Origin of the sequence: Avibacterium paragallinarum (assembly GCF_900450705.1) — a bacterium.
Classification (GTDB): Bacteria; Pseudomonadota; Gammaproteobacteria; order Enterobacterales; family Pasteurellaceae; genus Avibacterium; species Avibacterium paragallinarum.
Map to the genome: position 1 here is coordinate 1,020,078 of NZ_UGHK01000002.1, position 17,956 is coordinate 1,038,033.

At 37.1% G+C, this 17,956-nt stretch carries 15 protein-coding genes; 10 read left to right on the forward strand and 5 right to left on the reverse strand.

Features of this window, described 5'->3' with window-relative positions; translation table 11 throughout:
* Nucleotides 1-39: 39 nt before the first annotated feature.
* Nucleotides 40-1,272 (reverse strand): 2-oxoglutarate dehydrogenase complex dihydrolipoyllysine-residue succinyltransferase, encoded by a 1,233-nt coding sequence (gene odhB, locus DXZ23_RS09760; protein WP_017805860.1) that lies wholly within the window; start codon nt 1,270-1,272, stop codon nt 40-42.
* Between the two features lie 79 nt (nt 1,273-1,351).
* Nucleotides 1,352-4,147: a 2-oxoglutarate dehydrogenase E1 component gene (sucA, locus tag DXZ23_RS09765; RefSeq protein ID WP_017805861.1), complete on the reverse strand. Its 2,796-nt coding sequence runs from the start codon at nt 4,145-4,147 to the stop codon at nt 1,352-1,354.
* Between the two features lie 343 nt (nt 4,148-4,490).
* Here sucA and gltA point away from each other — a divergent pair, with 343 nt between their 5' ends.
* From gltA to sfsA, 5 genes are all read left to right on the forward strand, one after another.
* The gene (gene gltA / locus DXZ23_RS09770) at nt 4,491-5,780 is read left to right on the forward strand and encodes a citrate synthase (RefSeq protein WP_017805862.1); all 1,290 of its coding nucleotides are present in this window, start codon (nt 4,491-4,493) and stop codon (nt 5,778-5,780) included.
* Between the two features lie 140 nt (nt 5,781-5,920).
* A protein-coding gene (locus tag DXZ23_RS09775; protein ID WP_114995505.1) for an IS3 family transposase occupies nt 5,921-7,260 on the forward strand; the annotation gives its coding sequence in 2 pieces (ribosomal slippage) (nt 5,921-6,371 and nt 6,371-7,260; 1,341 coding nt in all).
* 44 nt (nt 7,261-7,304) lie between these two features.
* A complete protein-coding gene (locus tag DXZ23_RS09780; RefSeq protein ID WP_021724044.1) occupies nt 7,305-7,970 on the forward strand; it encodes an MFS transporter in 666 nt (221 codons plus the stop codon).
* A gap of 156 nt (nt 7,971-8,126) precedes the next feature.
* Nucleotides 8,127-8,429 carry an MFS transporter gene (locus tag DXZ23_RS09785; protein WP_051052672.1) on the forward strand — a complete coding sequence of 101 codons (303 nt, stop codon included), beginning with the start codon at nt 8,127-8,129 and terminating at the stop codon, nt 8,427-8,429.
* Between the two features lie 109 nt (nt 8,430-8,538).
* Nucleotides 8,539-9,255, forward strand: coding sequence for a DNA/RNA nuclease SfsA (sfsA, locus tag DXZ23_RS09790; protein ID WP_017805865.1), 717 nt, complete (start codon nt 8,539-8,541; stop codon nt 9,253-9,255).
* Between the two features lie 184 nt (nt 9,256-9,439).
* Here the strand turns inward: sfsA and DXZ23_RS09795 are convergent, their stop codons facing one another.
* From DXZ23_RS09795 to DXZ23_RS09800, 3 genes are all read right to left on the reverse strand, one after another.
* A complete protein-coding gene (locus tag DXZ23_RS09795) occupies nt 9,440-9,985 on the reverse strand; it encodes a GNAT family N-acetyltransferase (protein WP_017805866.1) in 546 nt (181 codons plus the stop codon).
* 16 nt (nt 9,986-10,001) lie between these two features.
* Complete coding sequence (locus DXZ23_RS15935) at nt 10,002-10,124, reverse strand: hypothetical protein (RefSeq protein WP_017805867.1); 123 nt, start codon at nt 10,122-10,124, stop codon at nt 10,002-10,004.
* Nucleotides 10,125-10,408: 284 nt separating this feature from the next.
* A complete protein-coding gene (locus DXZ23_RS09800) occupies nt 10,409-12,037 on the reverse strand; it encodes a sulfatase family protein (RefSeq protein ID WP_017805868.1) in 1,629 nt (542 codons plus the stop codon).
* Nucleotides 12,038-12,328: 291 nt separating this feature from the next.
* Between DXZ23_RS09800 and DXZ23_RS09805 the strand changes: the two genes are divergently transcribed.
* The 5 genes from DXZ23_RS09805 to tyrS all read left to right on the forward strand — a co-directional run bounded on the left by DXZ23_RS09805 (nt 12,329) and on the right by tyrS (nt 17,805).
* The gene (locus tag DXZ23_RS09805) at nt 12,329-12,961 is read left to right on the forward strand and encodes an acetyltransferase (protein WP_017805869.1); all 633 of its coding nucleotides are present in this window, start codon (nt 12,329-12,331) and stop codon (nt 12,959-12,961) included.
* Nucleotides 12,958-13,995 (forward strand): N-acetylneuraminate synthase, encoded by a 1,038-nt coding sequence (neuB, locus tag DXZ23_RS09810; protein WP_017805870.1) that lies wholly within the window; start codon nt 12,958-12,960, stop codon nt 13,993-13,995. Before DXZ23_RS09805 ends, neuB begins: the two co-directional genes overlap by 4 nt.
* A 13-nt stretch (nt 13,996-14,008) precedes the next feature.
* The gene (locus tag DXZ23_RS09815; RefSeq protein WP_017805871.1) at nt 14,009-15,283 is read left to right on the forward strand and encodes a cytidylyltransferase domain-containing protein; all 1,275 of its coding nucleotides are present in this window, start codon (nt 14,009-14,011) and stop codon (nt 15,281-15,283) included.
* Nucleotides 15,280-16,431 carry a UDP-N-acetylglucosamine 2-epimerase gene (neuC, locus tag DXZ23_RS09820; protein ID WP_017805872.1) on the forward strand — a complete coding sequence of 384 codons (1,152 nt, stop codon included), beginning with the start codon at nt 15,280-15,282 and terminating at the stop codon, nt 16,429-16,431. Before DXZ23_RS09815 ends, neuC begins: the two co-directional genes overlap by 4 nt.
* A gap of 174 nt (nt 16,432-16,605) precedes the next feature.
* Complete coding sequence (tyrS, locus tag DXZ23_RS09825) at nt 16,606-17,805, forward strand: tyrosine--tRNA ligase (RefSeq protein ID WP_017805873.1); 1,200 nt, start codon at nt 16,606-16,608, stop codon at nt 17,803-17,805.
* Nucleotides 17,806-17,956: the final 151 nt, after the last annotated feature.

A 17,956-nucleotide genomic window follows, 5' to 3' on the forward strand; every position in this document is an offset into this window, starting at 1 on the left:
AATAAGGCGATAAGAATCCCTATCGCCTTAATATTAGACTTAAACTTCTAGTAATAAACGTGTTGGATCTTCGAGCATTTCTTTAATCGTAACCAAAAAGCCCACACTTTCCCGTCCATCAATTAAGCGATGATCATAAGACAGAGCCAAATACATCATTGGACGGATGACTACTTCACCATTCAATGCCACTGGACGATCTTTAATCGCGTGCATACCTAAAATTGCACTTTGTGGCGGATTAATAATCGGTGTGGACATCAATGAACCAAATACACCGCCATTTGTAATCGTGAAAGTTCCCCCAGTAAGATCTTCCACCGTAAGTTTACCGTCACGCCCTTTTTCTGCGAGCAATTTAATTTGTTTTTCAATACCTGCCATACTCAATTTATCGCAGTTACGCAGCACGGGAGTGACTAAGCCCCGAGGTGTAGAAACTGCAATACTAATGTCAAAATAGTTATGATACACAATGTCATCACCATCAATAGAAGCATTAACCTCAGGATAACGTTTTAAGGCTTCAACAACGGCTTTCACATAAAAAGACATAAAACCTAAGCGGGTATCGTGCATTTTCTCAAACTTTTCAGTATATTTTTTACGCAACTGCATAATGGGCTGCATATCAACTTCGTTAAATGTTGTGAGCATTGCTGTATTATTTTTCGCTTCTAATAAACGCTCTGCTACCCGTTTACGCAGACGAGTCATCGGTACCCGTTTTTCCGTACGTCCCGAAAAGTTCAATCCGGAATCTTCTACACTTTGTGGCTGAGATGGTGTAGAAGGCGTTTGAATTGCTTTTTGTGCCACAGTTCTCTGAATATCTTCACGGGTAATACGCCCGCCTACCCCTGTTCCTTGTACTTCTTCTGCCGTAAGATCATTTTCGGCTAATAGACGACGTGCCGCAGGAGTTAGAATATCACTATTTGGGTTTTCTACAGATAAATTTGCTGAATAACGATCTGCTGGAGTTTGTTCCACTTTTTGTACACTTTCTTTTGTTGTACTTCCTGCAACCGCTAATGCCGTGACTTTACCTAGAACTTGATTACTCACAACAGTGGCCCCTGCGTTCTCGAAAATACTTTCAAGCACACCATCTGCCTGTGCGGGTACTTCTAATACCACTTTATCTGTTTCTATTTCCACTAACACTTCGTCACGTTTTACTTCATCTCCTACCTTTTTATGCCAAGTTGCAACTGTCGCATCTGCTACAGATTCTGGGAGAACGGGTGTTAAGATCTCGAAATCACTCATTTTGTATTCCTTATTTTTTGTTTTAATTATGCCATTTACATTCAAATGTGCGGCAATTTTTGACCGCACTTTCTTTAAATTATGCTAATGCTTCAGTAACTAAAGCACGTTGTTGCTCATTATGCAAAGCCAAGTACCCCACCGCTGGTGAAGCTGAAGCCTCTCTTCCCACATAACGAAGTTTTCCATTTTCAGGCAACGAACTGATAAAATTATGCTGACTGCAATACCACGCCCCTTGATTTTGTGGCTCTTCTTGGCACCATACATAATCCGTAACGTGCTGATAAGGAAGTAATGCATTTTTCATTTCTTCGTGTGGATAAGGATACAACTGCTCCACTCGAATAATCGCAATATCAGTTTGATTATTTTTACGTCGTTGCTCCAGTAAATCATAATATACTTTACCTGAACACATAACCACTCTTCTCACTTGTTTTGGATCGATGCTGTCAATTTCTCCTATCACATTTTGATAGGTTCCATTTACTAATTCTGATTTAGTTGAAATAGCAAGAGGGTGACGAAGTAAGGATTTTGGCGTAATCACAATTAATGGGCGACGCACTCTACGCAACATCTGACGACGTAATAAATGATAAATTTGTGCTGGCGTAGAAGGAATACATACTTGCATATTTTGCTGGGCACAAAGTTGTAAGTAACGTTCTAAACGTGCGGAGGAATGTTCAGGTCCTTGCCCTTCATAACCATGTGGAAGCAACATCACTAAACCACACATTCTGCCCCATTTTTGCTCTCCCGAACTGATAAATTGATCAATGACCACTTGGGCGACATTGGCAAAATCACCAAACTGGGCCTCCCACAATGTTAGCGTTTTAGGCATTGTCGTCGCATAACCGTACTCATAAGCCAACACAGCTTCTTCAGATAACACTGAATCCCATACTTCAAAATGTCCCTGTTGGTTATGTAACTGTGTCAGTGGTGTATAAACCGTACCATTTTTTTGGTTATGTAAGACAGAATGACGATGGAAAAACGTACCACGTCCTGCATCTTCTCCAGATAGCCGAACGTTATAACCTTCATCTAATAAAGTCGCATAAGCCATCGTTTCAGCCATTCCCCAATCAAATAGCTTTTCACCTTTCGCCATTAATCTGCGATCGTCATAGATTTTTTTTACTCTTGAATGAAGGAGATGATTTTCTGGGTATTCACATACTTTAAGTGCAAGATCTGTAAAACGCTGCTCATCAAAATTGCCATTATAATCGCTCCATTCTTTACTCAGAAACTTCATCCAATCCGCTGCTTCTACATCTCTCTCACGCCATTCAGGTACAACACAATCACCATTATCAAGTGCATCTCGATAATTATTCATCAATTCTAAACTGTAAGCTTCATCAATCACATTTGATTCAATTAAGCGATCTGCGTAAACCTTGCGTGGGGTAGGATGGCGTTTAATACGTTCATACATTAATGGCTGTGTTACTGAAGGTTCATCCGCTTCATTATGTCCATGACGGCGATAAGAAACTAAATCAATAAAAATGTCTCGTTTAAATTTATTTCTAAACTCCACTGCCATTCTTGCTGCATAGGCTACGGCTTCTGGATCATCTCCATTGACATGAATCACTGGTGCTTCGATCATTTTGGCAATATCTGTACTGTATTCCGTTGAACGCGTGTCATGTGGGTTGGATGTGGTAAAACCAATTTGGTTATTAATTACAATACGGATCGTCCCTCCAACAGAATATCCTCTTGTTGCCGACATATTTAAGGTTTCTTGAACAACGCCTTGCCCTGCAACAGCAGAATCACCATGAACAGTGATTGGTAAAACTTGCGATCGTTCAATATCATTAAGACGAGTTTGCCTTGCTCTAACGGAACCAAGAACAACTGGATTCACAATTTCTAAATGGGAAGGATTAAACGCGAGTACAAGGTGAACAATACCATCATCAGTCATAAAATCAGAAGAAAAACCCTGATGATATTTAACATCTCCTGTTCCATCTCCCTGATGTTTTCCAGCAAATTCATCAAATAATTCTGCTGGTTTCTTCCCGAGAACATTTACCAATAAATTTAAACGCCCACGGTGTGCCATTCCCATAACAATTTCTTTGATGCCATTACGCCCACTATGGCGAATAATTTCTTTCATCAGTAAAATAAATGCATCACTCCCTTCTAAAGAAAAGCGTTTCGCACCTGGAAATTTAGCACCAAGATAGCGTTCTAGACCATCTGCAGCAGTCAACTCTTCAAGAAATTTAAGTTGTTCATCTCGATTAAATAGCGGTTTATTCAATAAGTTTTCTACTTTACTTTGTAGCCACTTTCTTGCCTCTAAATCATTGACATGCATAAACTCTAGGCCAATAGTACCACAATAGGTATTTTTTAATGATGAAGTCAGTTCACGCAAGCTAATTTGTTCTTTGTTATAGACATAACCACCAACATCAAACACTTCGTCAAGATCTTCATCTGTAAAGCCATAAAATTTGTAATCTAATGTCGGAGCATCCATACGTTGCCAAATTTTTAAAGGATCAAGATCCGCGTGTAAATGCCCACGGTTACGATGTGCGTTTACCCATTGCAACACTTTCACTAATCTTGCACTCACTTTGGGATCAATAACGCTGCCCCCTTCAGCATTGTTGTCTCTCGCTAAACGTTTAAGATATTGACGAACAGGTGAATGAGCTTGTTCAACAATAGTATGTTTTGGCAATTTATCAAAAATCTGCTGCCAACTTTCATCAACAGAATGAGGATCTTGAAGATAATTCTCATAAAGCTCTTCAATATAAGATTGATTAGCACCATTTAATGCACTTGAAGCTAACCATTCACCAATTTGGCTTGTTTGTTTCATTCATACCACCTAATTTTATGGGTAAAACCTACAACGGATTAAGAATTAATTATACATAGGATTTATTAATAAACACGCACTGATTTCCCTCTCAGCTCTATTTAGATAATTTAAAAACAAATTATAGTGATAAGCAACAATTTCAATTAACAACCCATTAACATTTTTCTAATTTTTTGATCTATCTCTCATTTTTCGAAAAATAACATTTCCTTAACAATTTTTTTTTGCCAAGATTAAAGACAACAACACAACAGCAAGTTATAGTTGAAGCTTACACAACATATAAAATAATTTATCAAATACAACATCATTCACTTTCTAACTTAAAGAGGAAAAAACTATGACAAAACCAAATGCTACATTAATGCTAAGTGATGGTCGTGAACTCAATTTGCCTGTATATAAAGGGTCACTTGGATATGATGTCATTGACGTTCAAACTCTCGTCAAACATAAACTTTTTACATTTGACCCCGGTTTTATGTCTACCGCATCCTGCGTTTCGGAAATCACCTATATTGATGGAGACAATGGCATATTACTTCATCGAGGCTATCCAATTGCCGACCTAGCACAAAATGCTGATTATTTAGAAGTCGCCTACTTACTCCTATTTGGCGAACGCCCTTCACTTGAAGAATATCAAACTTTTAGAAAATTAGTTTGTAAACACACTCTCGTTCACGAACAAATTTCTCGTTTCTTCCATGGATTCCGTCGGGATTCCCACCCAATGGCAATTATGTGCGGAGTTAGCGGTGCCTTAGCCGCTTTCTATCATGATTCATTAGATATTAACAATATTGAACATCGCGAAATTACTGCCATTCGTTTACTAGCAAAAATGCCAACCCTCGCGGCAATGTGCTATAAGTATTCTATTGGACAGCCCTTTATGTTCCCTCAGAACCACCTTTCTTATTCGGGAAATTTCTTACATATGATGTTCGCTACACCTTGCGAACCTTACATTGTTAATCCTATATTAGAACGTGCTATGGATCGTATTTTTATATTACACGCCGACCACGAACAAAATGCCTCGACCTCAACAGTACGTACAGCAGCTTCATCAGGAGCAAATCCATTTGCTTGTATTGCAGCAGGTATTGCTTCTTTATGGGGACCAGCTCATGGTGGAGCTAATGAAGCCTGTATCAATATGCTAGAAGAAATTGGCACTATAGAGCGTATTCCTGAATATATCGCTCGAGCTAAAGATAAAAACGATCCATTCCGCTTAATGGGATTTGGACATCGCGTATATAAAAATTACGATCCTAGAGCTAAAGTAATGCGTCAAACTTGCCATGAAGTATTACAAGAGCTAAATATTAAAAACCCCCTCTTTGATGTAGCAATGGAGCTTGAACGTATCGCATTAAATGATCCTTATTTTATTGAACATAAACTTTATCCTAATGTTGATTTTTATTCAGGCATTATTCTCAAAGCGATTGGAATTCCAACATCAATGTTTACCGTTATTTTTGCGTTAGCTCGAACTGTTGGTTGGATTGCACATTGGAAAGAGATGTTCAAACCAGGAAATATGAAAATCGTTCGCCCTCGACAGCTCTACACTGGTCATATTGAACGCCCCTTTTCACCATTAGAAGGTAAAAAATAACATTTACAATGACATACTTAGTGTTTAATGAACACATACGTTTTAATTTACACAAATAGCATTATAGTCGTTTGAATTTAAAATGATCTGCACCCCAAAAGTTGGACTAAATAACCAACTGATTAAGGTGCAGATTTTTTATGACTAAATATACTCAACGTTTCAAACAACAAGTGCTCGACTTTTATCATCAAAATGGAAAAAACCGTTCGCTTACTCGCCAGTATTTTCAGCTTCCCCAAAGCACGTTAGCACGTTGGATTGCGAAATTTAATCATAATGGAATCAATGGATTAGCTGTGTTAGGTAAAAAACGATGTTATTCTGTTGAGTTTAAATTAAAGGTTATTCAAGCTATCAAAAAAGGCCAGTGCTCCGCTGAAGCCGCCTGCTTTCGCTTTGATATCCCCAGTTCAGGGATAATTAGTCAATGGTTGCAACGCTTTGAAAAACAAGGTATAGATGGGTTATTACTCAAACCTAAAGGTCGTCCAAGTATGAAACTCAACTCACCTAAAATGCCACCAACGCCCAAAACAGAAGAAGAACGCTTGCGTTACCGAATTTTGGAATTAGAAGCGGAGAATGCAATGCTAAAAAAGTTGCAGGAACTCAACCAACAAAAAATGCAGAAAAAGCCGTCATCGTAAATGCCTTACGCTCGCGTTTCCCGTTGGAATTGTTACTCAGACTAATCGGATTGGCACGCAGTTCGTTCTTTTATCATCTCAAGCCAAAGTCGGATAAAAATGTAGCGATTTCACAGAAAATAGAGGAAATTTATCGCAAAAATGACGAAAATTATGGTTATCGTCGAATTACCTTGGAATTAAGGAAATACTTGATTATCAACCACAAAAGGGTGCAAGCGATAATGCAACGTTTGGGGTTAAAAGGAAAAAGTAAGCAGAAAAAATATCGTTCTTACCAAGGCAAAGTGGGACAAATTGCCGATAATCTATTGCAACGGGATTTTACGGCAACGATGCCGAATGAGAAGTGGGTAACGGATATCACCGAGTTCAAATGTGCGGAAGGCAAAGTGTATTTATCGCCGATTAAAGACTTGTTTAATAACGAAATTATTGCTTATGATGTGGCGAGAAGTCCGAGTTTTGAGCAGATAACCAGAATGCTGACCCAGGCGGTGAACCGATTAGCGGGGGAAAAACCGATACTGCATTCCGACCAAGGATGGCAGTATCAAATGATGGGTTATCGGGAGATATTGAAAAAACACGGTATTACGCAAAGTATGTCGAGAAAAGGCAATTGCCTTGATAATGGTGCGATGGAAAGCTTTTTCGGGCGATTGAAGACGGAATGTTACTTTGGCAAGCGGTTTGAAACCTTTGAACAGCTTGAAAAAGTGATTCACGAGTACATTCATTACTACAACAATGAGCGTATTCAAGTGAAGCTCAAAGGACTAAGCCCTGTGGAATACAGAACTCAGTCCTTGAATGAAATTAGAATATAGTCTAACTTTTTGGGGGCAGATCATACATTGGCATTTCCTTTGCATTGATTGCCTCAATTGTTGTTCTCCGAGTTTCAGGGTTCTCGTTGGATAAACTCGCTCTTCTTAACTTGATAGCACTTCCGATTGCAGGAAAATTATTTTTTGCCTTGGCGGTTGATCATATACGCACGTTTTTCCAAGGAATGTACCGTGGCTGGCTAATCATCGCACAAAGCTGTATGACAATTTTATTAGTCATCTCCAGTTTTTTTGATATTGCTCAGCATTTTTCTATCGTATTAGTGCTATTTCTTTTGTACAGTGTGATGACCTGTATCCAAGATGTTGCCATTGATGGGTTAGCCTGTAAAATTTTTGTAGAATCCGATCGCCAAAAAGCGAATGCCGTGCAATACGCCAGTAATTTATTTGGAAATATTATTGGCGGAGGCATAATATTAATGTTCTACAATACGCTCCAGTGGCAAGGTTCGCTATTCGTATTATCTGCACTGACTGCAATCTCAGTCGTTCAACTTATTTTTTATTACGAACCCGAAGCAGAAAAAGTGGCGTACAAAGAAAGTCGCACCAAATACCCTCTGATTGCACAAATGACTGCTTTTATGAAGGCTAATAAAATGTGGTTTTTCCTTCTGCTTATCTTACCAAGCGGATTCAGCTCAGCATATGTGCTCATTAACCCAATGTTAGTTGATGCAGGGTGATCTATCGCGAATATAGGTATAGCTACAAAAATTTATGGCTCAATCATAGGCGTATTTTCAGCCTTACTAATCATTCCTTTAATCAAACGTTTTGGGCGGATTAAAACACTACAATATTTGTTAATATTACAAACGTTGCCATTACTCTGCTTACTGATGCTTACGCAACAAAAAATAGAAATATTAACAGCTTATGGCGTGATTGGCTTATATTCTCTTATCCAGCCTGCCTTATTAGCTTCAATAAGTACGGTTATTATGGATAAAGCCGCACCAATGCAAGCTAAAGCCACGTTCTTCTCATTACAACTCAGTGTTATCGTCATTATGGGATTTATTTATGCAACGATGGCGATGTCTTTTGCCGGTCAATACGGTTATTTCCCGGTATTACTTTCATCTATAGCACTCAATCTGATTGCTGCGATATTTACCTTTAATTTTAGTTATGGCAAATAAAGCATACATAATAGATATAAAATTTACGCCTCAAAAGCACCGCACTTTTTCTTTTTCCCCCAACCGCAAAATGATACACTTCAGGCTTTTAGATCAATTAGGAACAAAAATGCAATTACCTTCATTACAATCCGCGACACTCATTCGCCGTTATAAACGCTTTTTAGCTGATGTAGAGCTGGCAAATGGCGAGGTGCTGGCGATTCACTGTGCCAACACGGGCGCGATGACAGGCTGTGGCGAAAAAGGCGATACCATTTGGTATTCCACCTCCGACAGCAAAACTCGCAAATATCCCCATTCGTGGGAACTCACCCAGCTCAAAAATGGGCAAATGGTGTGCATTAACACCCACCGTTCCAATCAGCTCACCTTTGAAGCCTTGCAAAATAAGCAAATCAAAGAATTAGCCGCATACAGCGAAATTTTGCCTGAAATGAAATATGGCGAAGAAAACAGCCGCATTGATTTTCTGCTCAAAGGCAAAGGCTTGCCCGATTGCTATGTTGAAGTAAAATCCGTCACACTCGTAAAAGGCAATCTTGGAATGTTCCCCGATGCCGTAACCACGCGGGGGCAAAAACATTTGCGTGAATTAATGGCGATGAAAAAGCTGGGACACAGAGCGGTGATTTTTTTCGCGGGCTTGCACAACGGTTTTGATCATTTCAAAGTGGCAGAATACATCGATCCTGAATACGCCAAATTGCTCAGCCAAGCGATCAAAGAAGGGGTTGAGGTGTATGCCTATGCAGGCGAATTTGAATTTTCGGGTCAAATTCCTACCGCACTTTCTTTGACCCATTGCGTGCCTTACATTGAATAAAAAAATATTGAGAATTATTTTCATTTATCTGTTGACTTTGTACTTGAGAACTATTATCATCTAACCATTCAAACAATAATAGATAATCACTCCAACACTTTAGTGCCTCTCCCCCCACAGAAAGAGGCACTTTTTTTGTGCGTAAAACTAAACTAATAAGTGCGGTCAGATTTTGGTAGAAATTTTAACAATCTTGTAACGAACGCAACTGACGACCTGTGGCATCAAAATTATCAGCCGAAAGCCAGCGTTGGAACTTAGGTTTCATTGCCTGCCATTCTTCTTGCAACATTGAAAACCACGCGGTATCACGGTTACGCCCTTTATACACCAGCGCACGCCTAAAAATCCCCTCAAATTGAAAGCCAAGGCGCTTCGCCGCATTGAAAGACGGCTGATTTAGACTATCACATTTCCATTCGTAACGGCGATAATGTAAGGTTTCAAACACATATTGCATTGCTAAAAATTGGGCTTCGGTTGCAACACGGGAATGTTTAAGGCTTTCTGAATAAATCACCCAGCCCATTTCGATAGTACGATTTTTCGGGTCTATTCGCATTAAAGAAAATAGTCCAACGGCTTTTTGTGTAGCTTTATCAATAATCGCCAAATAATAGGGATCTGAAACGCTTGCCCATTGTTGCAAAAGTTGCCGTGCGGCTTGTTCGTTAGGTTGCGCATCAATAGACAAATAAGTCCATTGGCTTTCAGGGCTATTTGGCCCCAAAAAATCATAAATATCGCTAAAATGACGACCGTTCCAAACGGCAATATTGCCCTTCTAACGTTTGAATATTCGGCAACTCTCCCACTGTAAAATCTGCAATAAGTTCACCGATAGGCTGACCGAGATGGTTAATTGGCATTGTACTCCCTCATAAAAATAGGCGTAACACCTGTAATAATTGATATACTTGATGTTAAAGCTTTAAATGCTCATTTCAATACAGCTGTTGTACTGCATAATGACTTGTTTTATTGCACAACCTCTGGTTGTGATAATACTGTCGATAGCCTGAAAACTTTCAATTAAGCCAATTAAAAAATCTTTCAATTAATACCGCACTTTTAAAAAGTGCGGTGTTTTTTTAGCCTTTTTTGTATAACTGTGGAATGTCAAAATAACACTTAGCTATACAGCATTGTGATATTACTTATCCACAACAAGCACACTTTTACTCAAACGTAATTGTTTCTGTAATTCAAGCGTTACCTTATGTGCTTTCTCCCAATCTTTCTTCGTTAGTAATGGGCGAATTTCCCGTAAATAAATTTCGGTACTTGTTTCCCCTGTATGATGTTCGTACCCCAATGGATGGCTACGCCAACGTTGAGGATCAATTAACACATCTTGAGAATAAAAAGGATCAGAATTATTTTGGATATGTTTGTCTAATTTCGCACGTAATTCCCGCTTAATCTCTCGATAATTTGGATCATTTGCTAAATTACGTGTTTCACCACGATCATTGACCATATCATAGAGCTCTTCTTCCTCGTCCTCTTTATAAAGCACATATTTAAACTCATTTGTTCTTAACATTCGTGCTGGTTGAAGATCAAGATTTCGATCCGTATTCCAATGGGCAACAACATATTCTCGCCACTCTTCGGTCGGTTTATTTTGTAATAACGGTAACAAGGAACGCCCATAAATCGGATTAGGAACAGTTAACCCTACATAATCACAAAGTGTTGGCAATAAATCACATAAGGATACCAGCTCTTTTTTATGCTGATTTTTTTGAATATCTGGCCCGAGGAAGGTAAAAGGTACATTCATCGCTTCTTCATAAAACCAATTCATTTTTGTAACAAGCCGATGCGCACCCATTGCATCACCATGATCAGAGAAAAAGACAATGAGCGTATCATCATAAAGCCCGTTTTCTTTCAATGCATTAATAACTTGCCCAATATAATTATCCGCAAGTTCTGTATAGTAATAATAAGCTTTAAGATATTGTTGAAAATTCTTTTCATTCCATTTGCCTGCCTGTTTTACTCTTGTATGAGTACAGCAAGCATATTGAACCGCTTTTGGTCGATTAATTAAATCTGATTTTGTATCAAAATTATCTAAAAGCTCAGGCAATTCGCCGATCCCTTCAATATCACCGTGTTCTCCTGCAAATTTGCCTACCCAGCCGTTAATATTGTGCGGATTATTGAATTCAACCGCTAATAAAAATGGTTTTTTCTCTTTTCGTTGATTCAATCGATTAATAAATTTTAAGCTTTCCTCTAAGCAATATACATCTTCTTTAGTGTCATAATTCACAGGAAAAGCGGGTTCAGCGGGAAAATCTTTTTCAATTTGTTCCGCACTAATAAAACCTCTCAACGCACCGTGATCATGGCGTTTTCCAAAATGGTAGCATTCATAGCCCGCCTCACTAAAAATAGATCCCACGGTTGCCAATGTTTCAGGAATATCCGCATTATCATTGGCAACAACTCCCGTATGATGAGGTAAACATCCTGTCCAAAAGCTCGATCGCGAAGGTGCACATAGCGGATAACTACAATAAGCATTCTCAAAGCTGACACCTTGAGCCATTAACGCATCAATATTCGGCGTTTTTACGACCTTATTTCCATATCCCCCAACCGCACGCTTAGCTAGCTGATCAGCGGTAATAATGACAATATTTTTAGCATTTAATAATTTTTCGCCCTCACTACTACAGGTATCCTTAGCCATAGTTTCTGGCATTACCACCATACCAGCAGAACCTAATGCGACATTACGAATAAATTTTCTACGTGTAATACTCATCGTTACTCCAAGATATTTAAGTGAAACCCTGTAGAGAATGATATGACACTTTTCATTTTAAAACTGTGAAATAGCTCACATAATAAAAATATATGATTATTTTTTTGAAAAAACGTTTCACAAAATAAAATTTCAAAATACTATCCGACAAGCAAATTAATTAATTTAATCAGAAAGACTCTTAACTAAGAATAGCTTATAAATAATACAAAAAAGAGGTGAGGTTGTATTCTTTCAATTTTTAAGGTATAAACTATGGTCAAATTCCCATAGTAAATATACCAAAAGTAAATGATACGAAAAAAAGTTCTCTTTATTGGAGCTGGTGGCTATGCAAAATCTGTCCTTGACTCCTTAGACAAAGATAAATTTGAATTAATCGGATTCATTGACAACTTTCAAAATATAGGAAACCACCATTTAGGCTATCCAATTATCGCCAACAATATTGAAACTTTACCCAATAGACAAGACTATGAATATTTCATTAGTATCGGCGATAATACTCATAGAGTTAGGCATTTTATTAATCTAATGAAATTTGGTTGTAAACTAATTAATGTTATTGACAAAACAGCCCTTATTTCCGATGGTTCGACACTGGGAATTGGCGTGTTTGTGGGTAAGTATGCCATTATTAATAATGGTACCAGCATAGGCAATAACGTTATTATTAATACAAAATCATTAGTTGAACACGGTTGTATAGTCGAAGATCACTGCAATATATCTACAAATGCGACATTAAATGGAGATGTTATTGTTGAAAGTGCCAGCTTTGTTGGCAGTTCCTCAGTAATCAATGGACAATTAAGAGTAGGTACGCATTCGATTGTTGGCTCAGGAGCTGTTGTCGTGAAAAATGTAACGCCATATACCATTGTTGCCGGCGTACCTGCAAAACATATAAGGAATATAAAATGACAAAAGTATTTATTACTGCTGAGATAGGGTGTAATCATAACGGTGATCCAATGCTTGCAAAGAAAATGATTGAAGTTGCTAAAGATTGCGGAGTAGACGCAGTAAAATTTCAAACATTTAAAGCAGCTCAATTAATTTCAAAATTTGCTCCTAAAGCAGAATATCAAAGAAAAACAACGGGTGAACAAGATTCACAACTTGCTATGACCCAGAAATTAGAATTGTCCTATGAAGATTACAAATGGTTATCTGAATATGCAAAATCATTAAGTCTGGAGGTTTTTTCAACCCCTTTCGATATGGAATCTATAGATTTCTTAGCAAAAGAAAACCAAAAAATTTGGAAAATACCTTCTGGAGAATTAACAAATTTGCCATACTTGGAAAAAATAGCCCAACTTCCAATACAAGATAAAAAGATAATTCTTTCAACTGGTATGAGTACCATTGATGAGATTGAGGCTACTTTAAATATACTAAATAGATGTGGCGTTTCTCCTAGAAATATTACGATTTTGCACTGTAATACAGAATATCCTACACCTTTTGAAGATGTAAATCTAAATTCAATCAATGCCCTAAAAGAAGCATTTCCAAATTATTCGATAGGTTTCTCAGATCACTCCGAAGGTTATTTTGCTGGAATAGCTGCTATTCCTTATGGCATTTCATTTATTGAAAAACATTTTACACTAGACAAATCTTTCGAAGGTCCTGATCATCAAGCTTCAATCACTCCTAATGAACTAGCAATGCTATGTCAAGGTATCAGAGTTATAGAAAAAGCATTAGGTACATCTCAAAAGGTTGTCACGCCTTCAGAACGAAAAAATAAAATTGTAGCAAGACGTTCTATCGTTGCTAAGAAAAAAATTTCTAAAGGCGAGGTATTTACTATCGATAATATTACAACTAAAAGACCCGGTAATGGCATCAGTCCTATGCATTGGTATATGTTATTAGGAAAAAAAGCAGAAATAGATTTTTATGAAGATGAATTAATCATAGATAGTAGATTTCCTAACCAAGACTAACGAATATATAAGTATGAAAAAAATTGCCATTATTCCAGCACGTTCGGGTTCCAAAGGCTTGCCTAATAAAAATGTCCTATTAGTTTCAGGAAAACCACTAATTGCATTTTCAATAGAAGCGGCTCTAGAATCTAAAGAATTTGATAAAATTATTGTGACAACAGATTCTCAAGAATATATAGACTTACTCTCTCATTATCCTATTGATTTTATTCATAGAGATGCTGATTTAGCGACAGATTCAGCAAGCTCTTATGTTGTAATAGAAGACGTCCTACATAAATATAAAAACATTACATTTGATTACTTTGTTTTATTACAACCGACATCACCATTAAGGACAGCAAAGCACATTATTGATGCGAATAGAAGGTTTGAATCTCACTTTAGAAAATTTGATTTCCTTGTTTCCGTTTCCTCTGCTCACAAACCAACGACATTAACTCGCCCTATTGAGCAAGATGAAACGCTCAAACATTTCAAACTAGATTACTCCAATTATGCAAGGCAAAATTATAGCCCAGAATACTCCCCTAATGGAGCTATATTTTCAGCTAAGCCCTTAGCATATTTAGCCCCAAAACATTTTTATGGAAAAAAATGTCTAGCATATTTTATGGATAAAGAAAGCTCAATAGACATTGATGATAAATTAGACTTTGAGTACTTCTATTCAATTATTCAGCAAAGAAATAAAAGAGAAATTTTATTATCTCAAATTAAACAACGCATTGAATATAAAAAACATTTATTCAGTAAAATCCAAGAAATTACTTTCATTGGTCATTCTATTTTAGATAGATGGACAATACAAACTCTAGGAAAATATAAGATTACTAACTTAGCTATATCAGGAATCGCTACACAAGAATATCAATCCTTAATTCTCGATAGTGGATTATTAAAAAACGTTGGTAACAAAACTATTATAATGCTGGGAACGAATGACATTATCAGCAAAAATTGGAATAAAGAAGAAAATTTACTCGCTATTCAAAAATTAATAGATAGTATAAAAAGCCTTAATCCAAATACAGTAGTTTATTTTTTAGAAATCTCACCTACGGCACTTCGCCTAGATAGAAATAATAATAAGATTAAAGAATTTAATCATTATCTTAAAAATAATTTAAAAGATATAGAATGGATTGATCTATATGATGAATATAGCGATAAATATGGAAAATTAGATTTATCACTGAGTGATGATGGTCTTCATTTTAATGCTGAAGGATATACAAAACTCTACTCTATTTTAACAAAAAAGTTAGATAACAAAAAACAATGAAAAAACTTGCTTATATTACAGGTTCTAGAGCTGAATATGGAATCGTCAAAAGACTATTAATCAAACTTCAACAATGTAATGATATTGATCTATCTGTGATTGCTACAGCGATGCACTTAGATAAACAGTATGGCTTTACAGTAAATAATATTATTGAAGATGGAATTAAAGTTTCTCACAAAATACCATTAACACTAGATAGTTCAAATAATGAAAAAGTTATTGATTCAATGGCTGAATGTCTCTCGTTATTTGGTCACTTTTTTCAAAAAAATTACTATGATGCAATAATGATATTAGGCGATAGATATGAAATGCTTTCCGTAGCTATCGCAGCTGCTATGCATAATATTCCTATCATTCATTTACACGGCGGAGAAAAAACATTAGGAAATTACGACGAATTTATTAGGCATAGCATCACTAAAATGGCTAAATTACATCTAGTTTCTACTGAAGAATATAAAAAGAGAGTAATTCAACTTGGTGAAAAACCAGATTCCGTAATAAATATTGGTTCTTTAGGGGCTGAAAATAGTATATTACTTCCCCTTCATTCAAAAGAATATATTTATAATAAGATTGGATATAAAAAGCCCTATTTTGTTGTTTTATTTCATCCTGAAACACTGCTCCAAGATGATTTGAATATGCAAGTTGATGAGCTTTTAAAAGCAATAAACGCTCTAAAGAATAAATATGATTTTATCTTTATTGGCTCGAACTCAGATACAGGTTCAGATCTTATTCACAAAAAGATTAGCAATTACATTAATCAGTATAATTATAAATACTTTAATTCACTTACTAGTGAAGAGTATTTAACATTAGTGAAATATTCTCAAGGTTTAATCGGAAATTCCTCCTCTGGACTCATTGAGATTCCATCACTTAAAGTCCCTACAATTAATCTAGGTAACCGACAATTAGGACGAGTAAGAGGGGAAACGGTCATAGATTGTCCTGTTTGTTCCGAACAAATTGTTAAATGTATCGTCGCCTCACAAGAAAAAGCATTTCTTGATAGAGTAAAAAACAGCCAAAATCCATATAGAAAACAAAATACACTACAACTTGCTTATGATAGTATCCTAGAATTTATAGCATCACCGACTAAAACACAGCTTAAAGACTTTTGGGATTTATAAAACAGTTTATAATTTCTTGCAATTCAACAAAATGAAATACATTTAGCATAAATTAATTTTAATTAACATAAATGAGTAAAAATATTGACTATTATAGATTTCATTTGAATATTGTTTTTTCCTATCTATAATAATGAAATTCAAGAAAATAATTTACACATATAGGATACCTCAATGACTGATCTTTCACCTTTGCTTGCCGAGCAGCTTGCTGAGCTAAAACGCGGCACAGATCAACTTTTTTCAGAACAAGATTTAATCGAAAAACTTAAAGAAAACCGTCCGTTACGCATTAAATTAGGGGCAGACCCAACGGCCCCAGACATTCATTTAGGGCATACGGTGGTGTTAAATAAATTGCGTCAATTCCAAAATTTTGGGCATCACGTGATGTTTTTGATTGGGGATTTCACCGCGACCGTGGGCGATCCATCGGGGAAAAATGCGACGCGTCCACCACTTTCTCGTGAAGATGTGTTACGCAATGCGGAAACCTATAAAGAGCAAATTTATAAAATTTTAGATCCTGAGAAAACGGAAATTGTGTTTAACTCCGATTGGCTTGGGGAATTAGGCACGGTGGGAATGATCCGCTTGGCATCAAATTATACTGTCGCACGAATGTTAGAACGTGATGATTTCAAAAAACGTTTCACCAATAATCAGCCGATTGCCATTCACGAATTTATTTATCCGTTGTTGCAAGGCTACGATTCTGTGCATTTGAAAGCGGACGTGGAATTAGGTGGCACAGACCAAACCTTCAATTTGCTGATCGGGCGTGAACTGCAAAAATCAGACGGTCAAAAACCGCAAGTCGCCATCACCTTGCCACTGCTTGTGGGCTTAGATGGTGAGAAAAAAATGTCGAAATCCCTCGGCAACTACATCGGCGTAACGGAAGCACCTAATGAAATGTTCGGCAAAATTATGTCGATTTCTGATGAATTAATGTGGGATTGGTACGACTTGCTTTCTTTCCGTCCACTCAGCGAAATTGCTCAGTTCAAACAAGAAGTGGCAGAGGGACGCAATCCACGTGATATTAAGGTGTTATTAGCGAAAGAAATCACTGCTCGCTTCCATTCTGAAGCCGAGGCAAACGCCGCAGAGCAAGCCTTTATTAACCGTTTCCAAAAAGGGGCGATCCCTGATGAAATGCCAGAATTTACCTTTGAGGGCGAAATTGGGCTAGCCAACCTGTTAAAAGAAACGGGGCTTGTTAGCTCGACTTCTGAAGCCATTCGTATGGTAAACCAAGGTGGGGTGAAAATTGACGATGAAAAAGTGGAAAATGCCAAAGCCATCATTTACGCCTCCACCGCCGTTTATCAGGTGGGCAAACGCAAATTCGCTCGCGTAACGGTGAAATAATCCTTTTAAAAATAGGCGTATGAGAATACGCCTTCTTTTTAGCCAAGAAGCTAAATGGATTTAGCCAGAAAAATAATGCAAAAATAGTTCAAAACAAGACAGAGTATTGCTCCAAAGCGAGGAAAAATAAAATGTCAATAAGATGTAACGC